This window comes from Pseudoclavibacter sp. Marseille-Q434, assembly GCF_050315415.1.
GTDB lineage: Bacteria > Actinomycetota > Actinomycetes > Actinomycetales > Microbacteriaceae > Pseudoclavibacter.
In genome coordinates, this window is record NZ_JBNPQH010000002.1 from 536,266 (window position 1) to 552,482 (window position 16,217).

The 16,217-nt window shown below is 67.9% G+C and carries 20 protein-coding genes; 3 read left to right on the top strand and 17 right to left on the bottom strand.

Annotated features, from left to right (window positions below):
- Nucleotides 1–28 precede the first annotated feature (28 nt).
- On the bottom strand, nt 29–529 hold the full coding sequence (locus ACQFZP_RS09425) for an OCRE domain-containing protein (RefSeq protein ID WP_104310931.1): 501 nt from the start codon (nt 527–529) through the stop codon (nt 29–31).
- The gene (locus ACQFZP_RS09430) at nt 526–1,257 is read right to left on the bottom strand and encodes a hypothetical protein (protein WP_104310930.1); all 732 of its coding nucleotides are present in this window, start codon (nt 1,255–1,257) and stop codon (nt 526–528) included. The genes ACQFZP_RS09425 and ACQFZP_RS09430 overlap by 4 nt, the downstream gene beginning before the upstream one ends.
- Nucleotides 1,258–1,398: 141 nt before the next feature.
- Between ACQFZP_RS09430 and ACQFZP_RS09435 the strand changes: the two genes are divergently transcribed.
- Nucleotides 1,399–1,746 (top strand): hypothetical protein, encoded by a 348-nt coding sequence (locus tag ACQFZP_RS09435; RefSeq protein ID WP_104254576.1) that lies wholly within the window; start codon nt 1,399–1,401, stop codon nt 1,744–1,746.
- A 39-nt stretch (nt 1,747–1,785) separates the two neighbouring features.
- Complete coding sequence (locus ACQFZP_RS09440) at nt 1,786–2,094, top strand: hypothetical protein (RefSeq protein WP_104254575.1); 309 nt, start codon at nt 1,786–1,788, stop codon at nt 2,092–2,094.
- Nucleotides 2,095–2,201: 107 nt separating this feature from the next.
- Here the strand turns inward: ACQFZP_RS09440 and ACQFZP_RS09445 are convergent, their stop codons facing one another.
- The 13 genes from ACQFZP_RS09445 to ACQFZP_RS09505 all read right to left on the bottom strand — a co-directional run bounded on the left by ACQFZP_RS09445 (nt 2,202) and on the right by ACQFZP_RS09505 (nt 13,403).
- Nucleotides 2,202–2,711, bottom strand: a complete 510-nt coding sequence (locus ACQFZP_RS09445) for a DUF6301 family protein (RefSeq protein ID WP_211891158.1) — start codon at nt 2,709–2,711, stop codon at nt 2,202–2,204.
- A gap of 64 nt (nt 2,712–2,775) precedes the next feature.
- Nucleotides 2,776–3,246, bottom strand: a complete 471-nt coding sequence (locus tag ACQFZP_RS09450; RefSeq protein ID WP_211891159.1) for a hypothetical protein — start codon at nt 3,244–3,246, stop codon at nt 2,776–2,778.
- Entirely contained in the window at nt 3,236–5,779 is a 2,544-nt protein-coding gene (locus tag ACQFZP_RS09455) for a DNA/RNA non-specific endonuclease (protein ID WP_211891160.1), read from the bottom strand. Before ACQFZP_RS09455 ends, ACQFZP_RS09450 begins: the two co-directional genes overlap by 11 nt.
- A complete protein-coding gene (locus tag ACQFZP_RS09460; RefSeq protein WP_104254572.1) occupies nt 5,776–6,144 on the bottom strand; it encodes a DUF6507 family protein in 369 nt (122 codons plus the stop codon). Before ACQFZP_RS09460 ends, ACQFZP_RS09455 begins: the two co-directional genes overlap by 4 nt.
- Nucleotide 6,145: 1 nt before the next feature.
- A complete protein-coding gene (locus tag ACQFZP_RS09465) occupies nt 6,146–6,481 on the bottom strand; it encodes a hypothetical protein (protein WP_104310924.1) in 336 nt (111 codons plus the stop codon).
- A 2-nt stretch (nt 6,482–6,483) separates the two neighbouring features.
- The gene (locus tag ACQFZP_RS09470; protein WP_211891161.1) at nt 6,484–7,581 is read right to left on the bottom strand and encodes a DUF6177 family protein; all 1,098 of its coding nucleotides are present in this window, start codon (nt 7,579–7,581) and stop codon (nt 6,484–6,486) included.
- A 174-nt stretch (nt 7,582–7,755) separates the two neighbouring features.
- On the bottom strand, nt 7,756–8,283 hold the full coding sequence (locus ACQFZP_RS09475) for a DUF6301 family protein (protein WP_211891162.1): 528 nt from the start codon (nt 8,281–8,283) through the stop codon (nt 7,756–7,758).
- A 10-nt stretch (nt 8,284–8,293) separates the two neighbouring features.
- On the bottom strand, nt 8,294–8,491 hold the full coding sequence (locus tag ACQFZP_RS09480; RefSeq protein WP_211891163.1) for a hypothetical protein: 198 nt from the start codon (nt 8,489–8,491) through the stop codon (nt 8,294–8,296).
- A 165-nt stretch (nt 8,492–8,656) separates the two neighbouring features.
- Nucleotides 8,657–9,184 carry a DUF6301 family protein gene (locus ACQFZP_RS09485; protein WP_104310920.1) on the bottom strand — a complete coding sequence of 176 codons (528 nt, stop codon included), beginning with the start codon at nt 9,182–9,184 and terminating at the stop codon, nt 8,657–8,659.
- 10 nt (nt 9,185–9,194) lie between these two features.
- Nucleotides 9,195–11,645 (bottom strand): hypothetical protein, encoded by a 2,451-nt coding sequence (locus ACQFZP_RS09490; protein WP_211891164.1) that lies wholly within the window; start codon nt 11,643–11,645, stop codon nt 9,195–9,197.
- Nucleotides 11,638–12,006, bottom strand: coding sequence for a DUF6507 family protein (locus tag ACQFZP_RS09495; protein WP_104310918.1), 369 nt, complete (start codon nt 12,004–12,006; stop codon nt 11,638–11,640). The genes ACQFZP_RS09490 and ACQFZP_RS09495 overlap by 8 nt, the downstream gene beginning before the upstream one ends.
- 4 nt (nt 12,007–12,010) lie before the next feature.
- The gene (locus ACQFZP_RS09500) at nt 12,011–12,352 is read right to left on the bottom strand and encodes a hypothetical protein (RefSeq protein WP_211891165.1); all 342 of its coding nucleotides are present in this window, start codon (nt 12,350–12,352) and stop codon (nt 12,011–12,013) included.
- Nucleotide 12,353: 1 nt separating this feature from the next.
- On the bottom strand, nt 12,354–13,403 hold the full coding sequence (locus tag ACQFZP_RS09505; RefSeq protein ID WP_211891166.1) for a DUF6177 family protein: 1,050 nt from the start codon (nt 13,401–13,403) through the stop codon (nt 12,354–12,356).
- 276 nt (nt 13,404–13,679) lie between these two features.
- On the opposite strand from ACQFZP_RS09505, the gene ACQFZP_RS09510 reads away from it, so the two are divergent.
- On the top strand, nt 13,680–14,111 hold the full coding sequence (locus ACQFZP_RS09510) for a hypothetical protein (protein ID WP_211891167.1): 432 nt from the start codon (nt 13,680–13,682) through the stop codon (nt 14,109–14,111).
- A gap of 66 nt (nt 14,112–14,177) precedes the next feature.
- Here the strand turns inward: ACQFZP_RS09510 and ACQFZP_RS09515 are convergent, their stop codons facing one another.
- Complete coding sequence (locus ACQFZP_RS09515) at nt 14,178–15,227, bottom strand: lipoyl protein ligase domain-containing protein (RefSeq protein ID WP_211891168.1); 1,050 nt, start codon at nt 15,225–15,227, stop codon at nt 14,178–14,180.
- A 23-nt stretch (nt 15,228–15,250) separates the two neighbouring features.
- A complete protein-coding gene (locus tag ACQFZP_RS09520) occupies nt 15,251–16,216 on the bottom strand; it encodes an alpha/beta fold hydrolase (RefSeq protein WP_211891169.1) in 966 nt (321 codons plus the stop codon).
- Nucleotide 16,217 lies beyond the last annotated feature (1 nt).

A 16,217-nucleotide genomic window follows, 5' to 3' on the forward strand; every position in this document is an offset into this window, starting at 1 on the left:
GCTTGCCGGATGCCAGGGCTGGCGCTGCTCACTCGACCACCGTCAGCGTCTGCGGGTCGATCGTGATGCCGCTCGTCGGGTTCGTGTAGTACCCGGTGGCCGGGTCGATGTACCAGCCGATCCTCGTGTCGATGAGCTTGCCGGCCGGGTCCGTCGCGTAACCGGTGGCGGGGTCGACAACGAAACCCGTGCGCGGGTCGGTGTACTGGCCCGTCGCCTGGTCGAGCAGGAAGCCGGTCGCCTCGTCCTGCACGACCGTGCCGCCTGGCTGGACGGGGTTCGCCGCGGCCGCCGCCTGGAACGCGGAGATCGCCTCCTGCTGCTTGCGATCCTCGAGCAGGTTCACGACGAAGCTCGTGCCGAGGCACGCGCAGCAGATGACGGCGCCGAGGATCACCGAGCCGAGCAGTCGACCCACGTTCGTGTTGACGGTGCGCCTCGTCGCCTGCGGTCCGTGCGCGAGCGCGCCGAGCATCCGCTCGCGGTGTGCGCGCGTCGTGTCGATGAGCGTGCGGTCCGTCTCACTCACGCGGCCACCCCCGTTCCTGGCACGCCGGGCCGACCGAGGCGCACGCGCCTCGAGCCGAGGGCCAGCACCGTGCCGAACGGAACGGTGACGGCCGTCTCCGCCTGCAACCGCTGCGGGTCGCCGCCCGCGAACGCCCACGTGCCGGAGACGCTGCCGAGGTCGGTGACGAGCACACCCTCGAAGTTCGGCTCGAGGCGCACGTGGGTCGGGGCGAGGCTCCGTGAGAAGTCGGGCACGGCGACCGGCCGCTGGCTCCTCGACGAGACCTGCGGGGCGCGGCCCACGACGATCACGCCGCGGACGACGTGACGCGAGCCGTCATCGAAGTGCAACTCGAGGTCCGGGCTCGAGAATCGCTGGGGCACGCGAGTCGGCGGGGCGAGCTCGATCGCGGCCGGCACCAGATGCAGCGGATCGCGCCCCGTGCGGACGTTCATCGTGGCGCGTGCGCCCGTGAGCGGATGCGCGGGCATGCCCGTCGACCGGGCGACGGTGCGGAGCCCCAGCAGGGCGTGGCCCGCGCTCGTGCCGAGCGCGGCGCGCATCCACCACCAGACCGCGAGCAGGACGAGCGACACGACCACTCCGACGAGCACCGCGAACGCGAGACTGTGGGCCGCGGCCAGCAGCGAGAGGCCAGCGACCACCGCGAGCCCGAGCGCCACGTCGAGCGCGATCGACCAGGCGAGCTGGGCGGTCGCCGCTGGGAGATCGGCCGTTTTCCACACGAGTCGCAAGGCTAGTCGGCCAAACCTGACGCCGGGAGGGGAGAACTCCCCGGTGAAAAGTTGGACGACGGCAGGCAACCCGTGCTGGACTGACATCTCCCGATAAGAACGCGCGCCGATCGCGGTGCTGGAGAGGATGCCATGAAGTTCGCAATGGAAGACCAGACCCTGGTCACGCTCGGCAACAAGTCGCAGACCGAATCGGACGACCTCGGCGAGCTCGTGAAGCAGCTCTTCGACGCGGCCGAGCCGCTCTCCTCGACCTTCAACGGGCCCGCGAAGGCCAGCTTCAACAACTTCAAGTCGAAGACCGACGAGATCTCGAACGCCCTCAACTCGGCGCTCGTCGGCATCGTCACCTCCATCAGCGGCCAGAACAAGGCCTTCGTCGCCGCCGCCGACGACGGAGCCGCGACGCACGAGGCCGCGGCCGGCTCGACCGACTTCAGCTCTGAGTCCTTCCTGACGCGCATCCGCCCGCAGGCCTAGCGCTCAGACACCGACGCGACGAGAACGAGGAGAACACGCATGTTCACGAACCAGATGGATCGCAACGACTACAACATCGGCTCGTCCGAGGCGACGCAGGCGAACTTCGAGCAGGTCGCAGCCCGTCTCGAGTCGGCGCTCGACCGCCGCGACGCCGACGTCAAGTCGGCCATGGCCGATTACCAGGCCGACGGCGTCTCGGAAGAGTACGCGCACCTCGAGCAGCAGTGGAACTCAGCCGGACAGCAGGTGCGCGACGTCATCGCCGCCATCCGCAACTCGCTGGTCGAGAACGACGACGTCGCCCGCCGCGCCCTGTCCGCGGCACGCGCGTCGATCCCGAGCTAGGCAGCGACTCAACGCACCGACATGAGCGGCGGCGAGCATCCGGCACTGGATGCTCGCCGTTGGCGTTCTCAAAGACGCGGTGGCCGCGAACGGTGCTGTGCCTCGGATCAGATGGCCTCGCCCGGCACTCGGTCAGGGCCGATGCCCGACCGCTCCTCGCGGCGCTCGATCTCAGCGTATGCCGGCTGGAGCGCGATGAGCGCCACGCTCGTGTCGAGCGACTTCAGCCACAGGCGCCCGCCGTTGTCGAGGTCCCAAGCGATGTCGCTGCCCTGACGTGCGGATCCCTCACCGAGGATCTCCGCGAGCTCCGCGCCGAGGTGGCGCCGGGCACCTGCGACATCGACTGCACCACTGGCGTCCGCACCGCTGAGCTTCACCTGGATCTCGGTGACCGACTCGTCCTTGACGGAAGCCGAGGCGTTCGAGACGCGTTCGGGCGACTCGATGTATCCGGTCCGGTAGCGAGCGCTGCGGCTTGTCGACCGAGCTTCCGACCATCCCAGCTCTGCAGCTACCCCGGTCAGCTCTTGCTTCGAGACCGGCCAGCTGAGCCCCGTCAGCACCTCACTCAGGCGGGCAACGGTGCTTCGGTCGGCGATGTTCTGCGTCGTCATGGCGTCGTCTGCTTCCCAAGCCCGAGGTCGAGGTCATTCGGGTGCGCGCCCCCGACCCGGAGCGTCACGGGTGACGCGCGGCGCGCGCTTCCTCAAGCTTGGCTCTCAGCCATGCGGGCTGGTTGACCTCGTCTCGCGGGAACTGCTCGAGGTCCGTCAGGTACGCAATGGCATCGACTGGCGCATCCCACTCTGGCTCGTCGTCGTAGTTGTACTCCGCCGAGACTGCCCCTTGGGCTGTCACTGAGACCTTCGCGCTGAACCAGGTGCCAGCCCCTTCGCGGTAGGTCGCCGACCGCAGGTCTCGGACGGCGTCACGCAGGGTTTCCGTGAACGGGAGCGCATTGAACTGCCCGTCGCTCATCTTGTACTTCCCGTTCGGGTTCGCGGCCCGCACGCGCTCCGACGTAACCGGGGCGAGCACCGTTCCGAGATACTCGGCGCGTTCGTCTCCCGGACCGAGCAGGCCGTGCAGCTCTTTCGCGACCCGCGTGAGGGCTTCCTGCTCAGCGATGAGTCCGCGTTCATCTGACATTCGAAAACTCCTTGTTGATCGGCATCTCGCCGTTGACCGAGTACGTTACCTGCACGCGATCCGGCACCGTGCTCCCGTCCGGGTAGTGCGGCTTGATCGAAACCTCGATCATCGTCGAGGGGTCTCTCTGCAGGAGCTCACGCCACGAGTTCTCCAGGTTGAAGTAGCTGTCGCCACCACCCCTGTTGATCTCTTTCAACATGGCGATGAGGTTGGCGTCCTCTGGGCCGCCACCGAAGCCGTTCCCGAACAGGTGCCCGCCATCGTACCCATCGCCGCCTTCGTCTCCGATGCGCGACTGCACGCTTGGCGACCGGTCCGCGTCTCCGAGGGCCAGCTGCTCCGTGTGCGCACCGACGGTGCGGCCGGCGTGATCCGTTTCGAAGACGTGGGCGGCGCTCGCCCCTTCAGAGACTTCGCCGACGTTCGGATGCACCACGTACGTCGCGTTCGGCTGAGGGTTGATCAAGTCGGCGTTCAGGTTGCCCGTCGTCCCGTAGTTCGCCTCGACGTAGACGACCTTGCCGTCAGCGTCCGTGTAGAAGTCGCCACGGCCCTCGACCCGGTACAGGCTGTTCGGCGCCAGGTCGCTGCTCGCCGCGAACGGCGTGCGGGGCCCGGGTGCGTCCGCCTTCGGCACCTCGACTGTCTGGGTCGGCTCGGGACGCGGGTACTCCGTGGGTGGCTCCGGGTAGGACGCAGCGGCGGCCGGTCCGGGCGGCGTGCCCTCTGCGTGAGGCGCCACCTGCCCACCGTTCGCGTCTGGAGCTGGCGTCGCGCCCGGGGCATCTTGCTGGCCATTGCCATTCTGCTGGTCAGGCGCGTTCTGCTGGCCGCCTGCATCCTGCGTACCGTTCCCTGATGGATGCTCGGCGTCACCCTCAGGGGTCCGAGTGGGAGCCACCTCAGGGCCGCGCACCCCGTTCGGGCCATCAGGTGTGCCAGTCGTGGCATTGGTGCCGCTCGGAGAGGTGCCGGAGCTCGACGGTGCGCCGGTCGCACCAGAACCCGGCGAGTTCTGCCCGGTTGACGCAGACCCGGCGCCCGACGGCGACGCGCCGTTGGTCGACGGCCCCTCGACCGAGGATGTCGGTGTCGGCGCACCGGGCGCGGACGAAGGCGAAGCAGCACCAGGCGCGGGCGCGCCGGCCGCTGGGTTCGGCGTGGCTACGGGGCCCGCGGGCCCAGACGGGGCCGCCGGAGCTTCAGGCGCGTCCAGTCCGAAGTGAGACGAGACCGGAGGCACTCCACCGGACGGCGAGAGCGCATCCACGACCCCCGTCGCGCCCACGTACGGCGTGATCTTCAGGCCGTCTGGCGAGAACTTGATGCCCTTCGTCACGAGGCCGACCGCGAGCGAGCCGCCGGGAATCGCGAAGTCGGCGGCGACCCCGCCGACACGGGTCACGATCGAGCCGACCTTCCCGGCCGTCGACACGCCCTTCGCGACGTTCGCACCTGGGATGAAGAAGGTGCCGATGTTCGCAAGCGTCTCGGTGCCCGTCGCGACCGCGTCCTCCTCCCACGCGTGGAAGCCGTTCTCGCCCGCGAGCGCGGCCTGGTGGTCGTAGCCGATGAGGCTGCCCCAGCCGGTCGCGGCGACGTTGACGCGGTCGTCGAACCACTGGTCTGCCTCTGAACCGGGCGCCACGAGCTTCACGGCCCACGTCGTCGGGGACAGCACGACGGCCGTCGAGAGGGCGAAGTTGCCGAGCCCGCCCCACGCGGCGCCTGCCTTGTCCCAGCCCCAGTCGCCGGTGACGGGGTCGCGGCCGATGAGCGACGCCGCCCCCGTCCACGTGCCGTGCCAGAAGTTCCCGGCGCCGTGCGCGACCGACTCCGAACAGTTGCGGTCCTCCTCAGACGGGTACCCCCACGGCAGCTCGGTGGACGCCATGATCGCCTCGGCGGTGATCGCCTCGTCCTCCGTCACGTAGCTTCCGGTGCTGAGCGTCTCCAGTCCGGCGGCGCACGTCGTCGCGGCGGCCGAGACCGTCTCGATGATCGCCGCGTACTCGGCGAGCAGCTCCGTGTTCTTCTCCTTCGCCGGGCCGTGCTCTGTCCAAGGGATGTGCTCGGACTTCTCATCCATGTCGCTGAAGGAAGTGGTCATCCACTCCATCGACAGGCCGTGCGCATCCCACACCGTCACGTTGTAGCCGGCCAGCGCCTCCTGACGGAACGCCACCGCGCGGTCCTCGAGGTCCTTGAGCGTCGGTTTCACCGCTTCCAGCGCCTCCGCGTAGGTGTTCAGGTAGCCGGCCGCGCTGGAGAAGCTGGTCTCCACATCCGCCGCCGCGTTCGTCGCGGGCGTGATCGCCGCATAGACGGACTCCTGCTCCGGCGCCTGGTAAGAGGCGCCGATGCCGGTCCACGTGGTGCTGATGGTCGACACCTTCTCGACGAGGCCGGACCCCATCCCTTCCAGCGACGTCGCAGACCCCTCGATGAGCGACGTGTCGAGGTCGGCGCTCTTGCAAACGAACGCCGACGGGTCGATGAGACCGTCTCCCGTGCAGACTTCGATGGTCATGCGTCCCCCCGGTAGCCGTGCTGCTCGAAGAAGCTGAAGTCGCCGTCGGAGCCGTCCGCGATGGCGCCCTGGAACTCGAGCGCCATCTGCTCCTGCCCGTTGTTGTAGGCGTAGACGGCGTTGGCGACGCCCGTGACGCTCGCGTTGACGGTGTTGCCGACGGCCGTGACGTTCGACTGCTGCTCGGTGAGCAGGCCGGCGAGGGCCTCGGAGACGCCTGCGGTGATGCCGCCGCCCCACGCGACGCCCGCCATGACGCCGTTCATGCCCGCTTCCGTGATGACGGTCGCGAGCTCGCCCTGCGTGGTCTGCACGCTCGTGAGCACCGTCTGCACCCCGGTGGGGTCGATCTTCCAATCCGACACGTCACACCCTCTCTGTCACGGTTCCGCCGACAGCGGCGGCGATCTGCTCGGCCAGGGCACGGCCGCGCTGCGGCTCGCTCCTCGGCACGGTCACGTCTGTCCACAACCCGAACGCTGTGGGCGGATGCGCGATGGCGGCGACCGCACTCGTCGGGTCGACGATCGGCTGGCTCTCGAACACCGTCAGCAGGGACGCTCCCGTCCCGTCGACCGCGTGGCGCACGGCGCCGTCCTCGAAGGAGACGAGCTGCCCCTCCGGGTGGGTCTCGGCGATGGCGCGCGCGATGGCCTCGTCGCTCGGTGCGACCTCGCTCAGCAGGACCAGTTCGATGGGCACGGTCAGCTCCTCCCGACGTTCGCGTCACCCGTGGCGAACTCCACGGCGAGGGCGGATGCGAGGCGCTCCTGGTCGAGGTCCGTCGCGAACGCGCGCAGCTGGTACCAGAGCGGGTCGCCGCCGGAGAGCCGCACGATGAGCGCTGGCGCCCGGCGGAGGCCGACGGTGGTGACGTCGTGGTGCTCGGCCAGCGCGTCCACGTCGATCACAAGGTCGCGCACGGCGCGTGCGCCGAGGAGCACGGCGAGCGGCTGCTCGGGGCGGCGCACACCGGGCAGGCGGCCGAACGAGCCGTCGCGCTCCTCGACCTCACCGCAGGAGAGGAGCGCGACGTTGACGCGGCTCGTCTCGGCGAGCTCGCGCAGCGTGTCGAGCACGCGCGGGTGCGCGGCCAGGGATCCGCGGGGATCGCGGGCCAGTGCCGCGATCTCGGCGCCGCCGACGGGGACGGCGCCGCGCACGTGCTCAAGGATCCCCGACTTCGTGCGCGAGACCGCGAAGCTGACGGCCGAGCCGTCGCCGCCCGCCGCGTAGTGGCGTTCGGTGACGGGCATCTGCCGGCGCATGGACTCGGTGACAGCGGCGTGCGACCAGCGCTGCGCGAGCGGCTCGACGAGGCCCCAGCGCTCGAGTGCGCCCCCGCCCAGGCCCGCTACGAGGAGGTCGGCCGTCCCGCCGATGAGCGTGCGGTCGTCCGCGCGGTCGCGCACGTACACGTCGAAGACGAACGACGGCGTCGTCTGCTCGCGCAGGCGCGAGAGCGTGGGGTGCGGTTCGGGCAGGACGCCGGGCTTGGGTGCCCAGAAGTCCCCGAAGCTGCGGATGCGCGTTCCCCGGAACGCGTCGAACATCGCGCTGCCGTGCGACACGGCCCAGTACCCGCCAGCCGCCTGGAACGCATCCGCGACGAAGCTCGACACGTGCGCCTGGTCGGTCGTCACGAGGATCGGGCGGAGGCGCGAGAACTGCGCGTCAATCAGGAACCGCTGCAGCGGCCTCGAGAGCGTGACCCGCTCAGCGGAGGCCCAGTAGACGGTGTAGCCGCCGCCCGCGCCATCAGGGCCGCGCTCGTCGGAGAGCGGGTCGATGAACGCGGTCACGAAGCCGCCTCCTGGGAGACGGGAGCAGGATTGCACATGTGCGGCACGGGGATCCTCCGGAGAATTCGCGGATGAATCGCCAGCGTATCCACGCATCGCGCGTCACGCGATGGGTACTTCTCCCCTCACCGGGTCGCCGTAAACGGCGCGCGCCGAGGAACGTGGGAGGGGCGCCTACAGGTAGTCGCTCTCGCTGCCGGTTCCCGGAATCCGGTCCTCGGGGATGCCGAAGTGCTCCTCAGCCCGCTCGATGTCCGCGTAGCGCGGGTGGAGCACTTTGAGGAGCACGGTGGATTTCAGCACCTTGACCCACACACGCCCTCGGTTCCCAAGCTCCCAGTAGGCATTCCCGTCCTGCTTGCCTGAGGGTTCCCCGAGCACTGACTTCACACACGCCGTCATCTGCTTGCGCACCGCGAGCATGTCCTTCCTCGCGTGCTCCTTCGAGAAGTTGCACAGCCGCACGTTGACCTCGGCGACGTCGACATCCAAGTAAGAGACGCGCGCGTCCACCGTGCCACCGGCAGCGTCGAGCATGCCCGAAAAATAGTGAGCCCAATTACTCATGTCCCTTTCCATCCGCCACCCGAGACCGTCCGCCAGGCGCTTGCCGTCCTCTATGGGAAGCGGCCAGACAACATCCCGAAACGCCGTGACGATTTCCTGCACGCGGGCCTCATCGGCCACAACCAGTTCCACCATGAGTTCTCTCCTACTTTCCAAGTCCGAGGTCCAGCGCGTCCGGGTTCAACACAATTTCTTGCACGGTGACGTCACCGGTTCCCTTCGCTTTCACAAGCTGGTACGACACCTTGATGGACCCATCCGCGAGCCCTTCGGCAAGCGCAGGGTTCTCAGCGAGGTGCTGCTGCAACTGCTTGTCCACTCGGAACACGTCGTTGAAGTACATCGTCGACCCTTATTTCGCGCTCGCGCTCCGCGGAGAGCGGCCATTCGACGTCTCGAAACGCAGCGACGATCCGCTGCACCTGTGCCGTGTCGGCGACGATGAGTCGGGGGTTCGTGTCTCCTACTTCGGACATGGTTACTCGGTAAGCCTCTGACAAGCCACCACCTACAGGTAATCGCTCTCGCTGCCAGTTCCCGGAACCCGGTCCTCAGGAATACCGAAGTGCTCCTCAGCCCGCTCGATGTCCGCGTAGCGCGGGTGGAGAATCTGCAAGAGCACAGTCAGGTCGATGTTTTTCGCCCAGATCCGCCCGCGGTTCTCCAAGTCCCAGTAGGCGTTCCCTCGCTGCTTGCCCGACGGCTCCCCGAGCACAGACTTCACACACGCCGTCATCTGCTTACGCACAGCGAGCATGTCCTTCCGCGCGTGCTCCTTCGAGAAGTTGCACAGGTTGACCTTGACCTCGGCGACGTCGACGTCCAAGTAAGAGACGAGCACATCCGCGGTGCCACCAGCAGCGTCGAGCATGCCTGAAAAATACTGAGCCCCGTTACTCAGGTCCATCTCCATGCGCCACCCGAGACTATCCGCCAGGCGCTTGCCGTCCTCTACGGGAAGCGGCCAGGCGACGTCGCGAAAGGCCGTGACGATTTCCTGCACGCGGGCCTCGTCGGCCATCACCAGTTCCACCATGAGTTCTCCCTTACTTTCCGAGTCCGAGGTCGAGCGCGTTCGGGTTCAACACAATTTCTTGCACGGTGACGCTACCGTTTTCCTTCGCTTTCACCAGCTGGTACGACACCTTGATGGACCCATCGGCGAGCCCTTCGGCAAGCGCAGGATTCTCCGCGAGGTGTTGCTGCAATTGCTTGTCCACGCGGAACACGTCGTTGAAGTACATCGTCGATCCTTGCGGAGCGCGAGTCCCATCCGGCAAGACACGCCCAGCCTTGCTCAACGAGGAGGCACCACCCTTCGCTTCCGTGATGACCAGTGTGGACCCGTCCTCCGACAAACCAACCTGATCGAACGAGTCTCTACCCGGCTTCGACTCATACAAAAGCGACGCGTCCTGCGAAGCAATCACATCCTTCGCTGCCTGATCGCCCATATCCTCCGAGAGTTTGAGCTGCGCAGTCAAGCCGTCCCGCTCCGCCCAGGACAGCTTTTCGAGCTCAAGCAGTTTCTGAGCGAGATGGGCCTTGACCTCTGGCGCGAGCGTCGGATCCGCATTCACATCACCGATTTGTGCGGCGATTGTCTTCTCGATCGTGCCCTTGGTCAGCTCGCTCTTGCTGACGTCGATGCCGTGCTCCGCGAGCTCGGCGAGTTTGGCGTTCTGCGCGGCAACCGCTTCCACACGCGCAGCCGCAGCCTCTGTGCGGTCGTCGAAGAGCTTGTCGAACGCGTCGGAAAGCTCCGGCACCGTGTCGTTGACGCCCAGCGTCGCCTTGTACGGGTCGACGCTCGTCGGATCTGGGATGCCACCATCGGAGGCTGGGACGCCCGACTTGAGCGAGGCCGACTCTGGATCGCGCGCGTCGGGCTTTCCGTCACCGTCTAGTTCAGGCCCGCGACCACTCGGGTCACGCACTCCCCCGTGGTCGTCAATCAGCCCGCCCGGTGAGCCCGGGGTTCGGCCCGGCGCGGGAACCTCAGGTCCGGAGCCGTTTGGCGAGGCAGGGGTCCGCCCCTCCTCGGGGACGTCCACACTCGCATCGTCACCTGGTTTGCGCCCCGCCCCGTCACCCAGCGCCGGATTCGGGTTTCCCTCGGGCTGCCGAACCGGCACACCAGAAGGCACCCGCTCGGGGGCGTCTGGCCCGCGACCAGGTCCACCCCCGGACTCGCCCAACGCGTCGAGGGCCGCGTGCCCACCAGCCGACGACACCGGCGAGGTGAGCCCCTTCGCTTTCGACAACGGCGTCACCCCGGGCTTGTTCCCGACCAGGAACGACCCCGCTTTGCTGAACGCCAACGCGGTCTTCGCCGCGCCTGCCGCGACCCCGTTCGGGAGCTTCGCCACCATGCCGGGAACCCGCGCCGCCATCGTCCCGATCTTCGCCGCGTTCACCCCGGGGACGATCATCGCCAACCCACCGAACACCACCTCAGCGCCCGCCGCGACGCCGTCTTCCTTCCACTTCGCCCAGCCATCACCACCAGCTAGGGCCGCCTGATGATCCCAACCGACCATCCCACCCCAACCCGTCGCCGCGAGGTTGATGCGGTCGTCCAGGAAGTCGGTGAGGTCGCTCTTGCCGGTGGTCTCCTTCAGCAGCCATGAAGCGGGCACCGTCAACACGAGCGCGGCGCTCGACACCAGAAAATCGGCCGTTCCACCAAGCGTGGTCACGATGTTCGCCACCGACCACTCACCCGTCACCGGGTGGAACCCCAGCAGTGCTTTACCGCCTTCGAACGTGCCACCGACGAAATTGTCGAAGCCTTTCTGAATGGACTGCTGAACGCCTTCCGCCTCCTTCGACGGGGAACCCCACGCCATCGGTTCGTCCAGTGAACCCAGCTGCTCGGCCGTCACCGGCACCAACGGCGCCGCGCACACGCCCGTCAGCAAGCCGTTGATGCTGTTCGCGCACGTCGTCGCGGCCGTCGAGATCGACTCGAGAATGACGTTGTACTCGGCCAGCAGAGCGTCGTTCTTCTCGACCGCGGGCGGATGCTCCTCCCACGAGCAGTCCACGAGCACGTTCGGCTTGTTGTAGCTGAGCGACATCTCGGGCACCTTGCCCTGGCTGTCTACGTACCTCTTGTACCCGGCGAGCGCTTCAGTCCGGAAGTCAGCCGCTCGCGTTTCAAGATCAGCCAGCGTGGTCTTGATCGTCGACAGCGACGACGCGTACGTGTCGATGTGCCCCTGCGCCGACGTGAATCGCGAGGACACGTCGCCAGCCGCATCCACCGCTGGCGTCATCAGCGCGTACACGCTCTCCTGCTCCGGCGCCTGGTAGGGCTCGGCGATCGGAGTCCACGCCGTTTCCACGGCATCGACCTTCGACTTCAGGTTCGTGCCCATCGACGCGAGCTGGTCGCCGCCCGACGCGATGGTCTCCGTGTTTAGGTCGGCAGACTTGCAGGGGAACAGGGCCGGGTCGATGAGGCCGCCCGGGTCGGCGCCGTGTGCCTCAGGCACCTTGATATCCGTACTGGTCGAAGAACGAGAAGTCCCCGTCCTCTGCCGACGCCATCATCTCCGACTGGAAGGACGCGGCCATGGCCGTCTGCCCCGCCTCGTACGCGAGCGTCGCGTTCGACACACCTGTCACCCCTGCGGAGATCGTCTGGCAGATGGTGTCCACGCTCGCCTGCTGGTCTGTCACCAGCCCCTGCACCGCCGAGCCCACACACGCCGTCCACTCGCCACCCCACGCCAACGCGCTCAGCACCCCGGCCACGTTCTCCGCGCTCACCGTGGGGAGCACCTCAGACTCTGCCCCGATCACCGCGGTCAGCACTGTCTTCACACCGCCCGGGTTGATCTGCCACTCCGCCATCGCGTCACACTCGCTCTCTGATCACACCTGCAGTCGCCGCAGCGATCCGCTCCGCCAACTCGCGCCCCCGCGCCAGCTCCCCCGCTGGCACCGTCATCTCCGTCCACAACGACAACGACAACGACGCCGGAGCACCACGAATCGACGCCCGCGCCCCCACCGAATCGAACACCGGCGCCGTCTCGTACACCGTCAGCAACGGGCACCATTCGGCGTCGAAGTACTGCAGCACCGCGCCGTCCAGGAAGTGCGCCACCTGACCATTCGGGTGCAGCCCCTTCGCCGCACCGAACTGCAACTCCTGCGACGGCATCACATCGCTCAACATCACCAACTCCAGAGGCACGTCACACACCCCCAAGCTCAGCCGACAGCGCCATGCCGAGACGCTCCTCGTCGAGGTCATGGGCAAACGCCCGCAAGCGGTGCCAGAACGGCGCCAGCTCGCTGAATCCGACAATCAACGACGGAGCACGCCGCGAACCAACCGGCACCGCACCGAACTCCTCGCGAACCCGATCCACGTCGATGCGAAGGTCGCGCACCGCCCTCGCGCCCAGCAGGGCCGCGATCGGCACATCCGCAGGCCGAAGACCCACGGACTGCCCGACTGAGCCCAGCCGCTCCTCCACCTGCACGTGGGAGACCAGCACGACGTTCGGCACGAAGCGCTCACCCAGCTCCACCAGCGTCGGCAGAACTGTCGGCACCGCCTCCAACGACAACCCCGCACCGTCTCCAGGCCGCTCGTACGTGCCGATCGGCACCACGCCGCGCGCCTGCACCAGAACACCGTCGCGGGAACGCGCGGCCGACACACTGCCCACCGCGCCGCCACTCCCGGCCACATACCGCCGCCGGGCTACCGGCATCTCGCGGCGCAGCTCCTCCGTGAGCGCGTCCTCCGACCACGGCTGCGTCAGCGGGTCATAGCGCCCCCACCGCTCAGGGGTCTCGCCACCCAGGCCAGCAAACAGATGGCGCACCACTGCCCCCACACGAGCCTGCTTCTCCGCCCGTGTGCGCACATGCACATCGAAACTCAGCGCCCCAAGCCCGCTCGACCGAGTCGCCTCGAAACCCTCGAGTCGGTGTCGACCAGCAGGCACCCCCATCCAGAGCTCCGAGAACCCGCGAAGCCGATACCCCGAACGCGTGTCGTACACCCCCGAGCCGGTATCGACTGCCCACTGGCCGTTCGCGGCGCGCAGTTCCTCCAACACGAAGCGAGAGACGTGCGCGTCAGCCCTCGTGACCAGCACCGGCCGCAGGCTCGCCGAACGGCTGTCCATGATGAACGCCCACAGCGGCATCGACAACGTCACCCTCGACGACGACGCCCGGAAGACGTTGCACTCGGCCGTGAACTCGTCCGCGATCGGATGCGACTGCTTCATCGCGGGCCCCCGGCCGAGGCGACTTGCCCACGTTCACCTGATCGCCCACGTGGCAGCGGATGCCGAGCAACCCCCACGGCGCGCGGACGCGCGAAAACACCTACTCCTGCGCCCATCGGCCCCCCAAGTGAATCGCCTGGCCAGGCTACGGGCCTTGGCGGATCCGCGCGATGGGGACTTCTACCTGCCGGTAAGCCTGAAAGCAGACCACAGGAGTGAATTCGCGTTCTTCGCTCGACGAGCATCCCGTCGTTCGCTCGCGTCTAGACTCGCCCCGTGAGAGAACGCCGCACGGAATCCAGAACCGGCCCGCACCTGAAGTGGGCGGCGGCCCTTCAGCTCGTGCAGGGAGTCCTGATGGAGGGCATCCCGTTCCTCGGCCTGATCGTCCTGCTCGCCGTCGATGCCGACGCATCCGTCATGGAGCGCGGCTTCTCGTTCATCGTGCCGTTCTTCGACGAGCACCTGTACCTGATGATGGCCATGAGCGGGGTCTTCGCGGCCCTGCGCATCTTCGGCGCGATCGGTCTTCTGCGGAACCGCATGTGGGGCTTCGCGCTCACCCTCCTGAATTGCTTCATCACGCTGACGCTCATGATGTTCATGCTCCCTGCCGGAATCGCCGACGGGCTCCTCGCCGGGAGCGCGCTTGTCCTCCTGCTCATGGCGCGATACGGGACAACTCCTATCGAAACCCGACCACGCTGATTCGCGCCAGCACGGCGAATCAGCTGCGCATGACGGTACCGCACGTGACCACCGCAGCGTCCGAAGCTACGGAACCCGGTGCGTCCACTCCCTCGACGCGAACTTCGACTGCGCCAGCTCACGAGCCCGCGCGAGTTCCTCGTCCGACAGCTCGGCGGGCGTACCGCCATAGTGCTCCACGAACGTCGTCTTGAAGTGGTCGATGATCGCCGAGCGCTCCATGCCCGTCTGCGACCGCAGGGGGCTCACGCGCTTGTTCGCGGACTGCGTGCCCTTGTCGCTCAGCTTCTCGCGGCCGATGCGCAGCACCTCCGTCATGCGGTCGCCGTCGATGTCGTAGCTCAAGGTCGCGTGGTGCAGCACCGCGCCGGAACCCAGGCGCTTCTGCGCGGCCCCGCCGATCTTGCCGGACGGGCTCGCGATGTCGTTGAGCGGCTCGTACCTGGCGTTGATGCCGAGGCCGTGCAGCGCATCCAGCACCCACGAGTCGAGGAACGCGTACGACTCCGCGAACGACATGCCGTGCACAAGATCGCTCGGCACGTACAGCGAGTACGTCACCACCGAGCCGGCCTCCATGAACATGGCGCCGCCACCCGTGATGCGCCGCACGAGCTGCACCCCATACCTGTCGAGGTTCTCCTGGTCGACCTCATTCTTCACCGACTGGAACGAGCCGAGCACGACGGCCGTCTCGTCCCACTCCCACAGGCGCAGCGTCGCGGGGCGTCGGCCCGCGCCGACCTCCTCGGTCAGCACCTGGTCGAGAGCGACATGCTCGCGAGGCGTCAGGGGCCCCGGATGCAGGATCTGCCAGTCGTACGCGCGCCAGTCGCGTGCACCGAGCACGGCCCGGCGGACCACCACGCCGACGGCCTCAGGCGTGACGCCGAGCAGCTGCGCATCCTCCCGAAGACCATCGCGCACCGCGGCCGTGATCTCCTCCGCGCTCGCGTCCGCAGGCAACCCGTTCAGCGCGCCGTTGATGTCGTCGAGCGCCTCGTCTGGCTCGAGGAAGAAATCGCCCGCGAGGTGCGCCTCGACGATCCGACCGCCCTCCACCTCGAGGTCGACTGTGACGAGCTTCCCGCCAGGAACCTTGTACTCACCGTGCATGGAAGCACTCTACGGCGCAACCGCTACAAGAGCGGCGGGATGCGCGCATCCAGCCACGCGACGATGTCGGCGATGACCTCGTCACGGTTCAGCTCGTTGAGCAGCTCGTGCCGCGCCTCCGGGTAGATCTTGAGCGTCACGTCGCTGAGCTTCGAACGCTTCCGATACAACCGCGCGAGGGCACGAGGCCCGCGCTCGCCGTAACCGACCGAATCCTCCGAGCCGGCGAGGATCAGCACGGGCACGTCGTCGAGCGTCCCCGAGGCGGCACGGGGTGGGACGTGAATGAGCTGCAACGCGCCTCGCGTGGACCACACGGGCGTCTTCGCGATGTCGAAGCACAGCTCGTCGTAGGCGAACGCTCGCCGCGCCTCCGGGTTGCGGCTCAGCCACATGAGGCCGGTCTCGTCGGGCTCGAACCGCTTGTTGAGGTTGCCCGGGTTCGTGAAACCGGGCAACGCGAGGGCCGTGCCGGTGAGGATGCACGCCGAGAAGAACGCCGAATCGCGCACCAGGAGCTGCTGCGCGAGCAACGAGCCCCACGAGTGCCCCTGCAGGATCAGCGGGAGCTGCGGGTAGCGGTCCCGAACCCAGGCGGAGATGTCCTCGAGCGCCTCGAGCGCGGCCCGATTCTCTGTCGCCGGCAGCGCTGAGAGCCCAAGAGAGCCGAGGCCCGTCTGCCCGTGCCCGAGCTGGTCGTGCGCGACGACCGCGTAACCCGCGGCTACCAGGTCGCGCGCATACGCGTCGTAGCGCTTCGCGTGCTCACCCGAGCCGTGCGACAGGTGGAGCACGCCGCGCGGCGACACGCAGGCCCACTCGTAGACGTGCACGTCCACGCCATGACCCGTCGGGACCACGAACGTCGCCGGCGCACCGGTCGGGTCGGGCTTCGGTGCGGCCGGACCGCGCGCATCCGCACGACCCTGCGAGCCGCCGTGCGAACCGCCGGCAGATCCGCCCTGCGGGCCGGTGCCCGAGCCCGGCATG